The organism is Terasakiella pusilla DSM 6293, assembly GCF_000688235.1.
GTDB classification, from domain to species: domain Bacteria; phylum Pseudomonadota; class Alphaproteobacteria; order Rhodospirillales; family Terasakiellaceae; genus Terasakiella; species Terasakiella pusilla.
Genome location: NZ_JHYO01000077.1, coordinates 1 through 1,651, shown reverse-complemented (window position 1 = coordinate 1,651; position 1,651 = coordinate 1). Strand labels below are relative to the sequence as shown.

Here is a 1,651-nt window from a genome sequence, read left to right as displayed (position 1 = left end):
AAGAAACCCACATAGAGGTCCCGCTCCGCCCATGGTGGTTTGAGCATGAGGGTGAGTATCTCATCAATTTGAAATACTCGTCGCAAACAGTATCGATAAAGTCACATCCGACGATCCGTGCCGGTATTTCGTTAACCGACGTCGAAGCGGTGTTAACAACGGTGTTAACAGCGATTGAAGAAAACGACCCCGACATTGTTAACGCTGTTAACGTCGCCTATGAACGAACACGGTGGAAGAAGAAATCCACATCGTGATGATGTCCTATCACGATTGGGCATCAATGTTCATAAAACATCTTCGTCACCGTCTTTTCATAATTCGCACAAAATCAGTTATTTGAGACCGTTTCGTTCACCGTGAATTTCACCGTCCGTAAACCAGTTGTTATATGGAGGATCACCATGACTAAAAGAGCCGCCATCTACGCCCGTGTGTCCACGAGTAAGCAAACCACCGACAACCAGATGATCGAACTTCAAGATACTGCAAAGCGTCTGGGCTGGACTGTGAGCGACGTCTACGAAGATCACGGTATATCTGGCGGTAAAGGCCGTGGAGATCGTCCTGCATTCGATAAATTACACAAAGCAGTGGCCCGTGGTGAAGTTGACATCATCATGGCATGGTCGGTGGACAGATTGGGCCGCAGCCTTCAAGACCTCGTGATGTTCTTAAACGAAGTCCATGATGCCGGTGTCGATATCTTTATTCATCAACAGGGGATCAATACCGCGACGTCACCGTCATCCAGAATGATGTTCCAGCTTCTGGGTGTCTTTGCGGAATTCGAGCGTGGCATCATCCGAAGTCGAATTAACGCCGGTTTGGACCGGGCCAGAACCGAAGGGAAGAAGCTGGGTAGACCGGGGTTATCTGATTACAAGATTAACCGTATCCGCAAGCAATTAGTCGCTGGGCATAGTGTGCGGGCCGTCGCCGATATGGTCAACGTCAGCACCGGAAGTGTTTCCAAGGTCAAGAAACAGATGCTGGCGTCAACGGCGATGTAACATCAATGCGGATTATGTAAATCTGATGGACATAACATTACGATGTCCGTTTGAATTTGTCCGCCAAGAGGACATTCTTACAATTTGTAAGATCATACCCGGTCATCAGCAAGCTGAGACCGACACCTTGGCAATATCGCTGCTCGCGTTGCTCACTGCGATAACTGCCGTCGGTGTGAAGTCATATCCGAAAAAGCCCCGCTAAGTGGACCTGCTAATATAATATAGTTAGAGATGTCATTTACGGGGGCTTTTTCATCAAGACCCCACACGCATGACAGCGAAGCGACAATTCCTCTCTACCGGACATAAGGTAGATGCCAGCATCAACGCCATAAACCGCCATGTCGGCACTCGGCATCGCCGATGTGCCTGAAACCATCCCGGTGGTAACAGCGTGTTACCTACGCAGCTTCAAAATAGCAACTGTAGCCAATAGCAAAAGGTGAAGCATTCACGTTTTCACCGGATCATAAATTTACCAACTTCATTCCAATATCGATATTGCCGGGATAAAAACGAACCGTTGGAATGGTTCTATGTTCCCGCTAGGCTCCACCATTACAGAGACCACACAGGCGGTTACGTCGTGTGGTCTTTTCATTTTTATACCCATGATGATCTTGTCTGTAGATCGT

General features: G+C 48.2%; 2 protein-coding genes. Both read left to right on the top strand.

The genetic code is table 11. The features are described 5' to 3' along the window. On the top strand, positions 1–257 hold a 257-nt coding region (locus Q397_RS25325; protein ID WP_205618873.1), incomplete at its 5' end, for a hypothetical protein. 147 nt (positions 258–404) lie between these two features. After that, positions 405–1,013, top strand: coding sequence for a recombinase family protein (locus Q397_RS0120175; protein WP_028880916.1), 609 nt, complete (start codon positions 405–407; stop codon positions 1,011–1,013). The last annotated feature ends 638 nt before the right edge of the window (positions 1,014–1,651 follow it).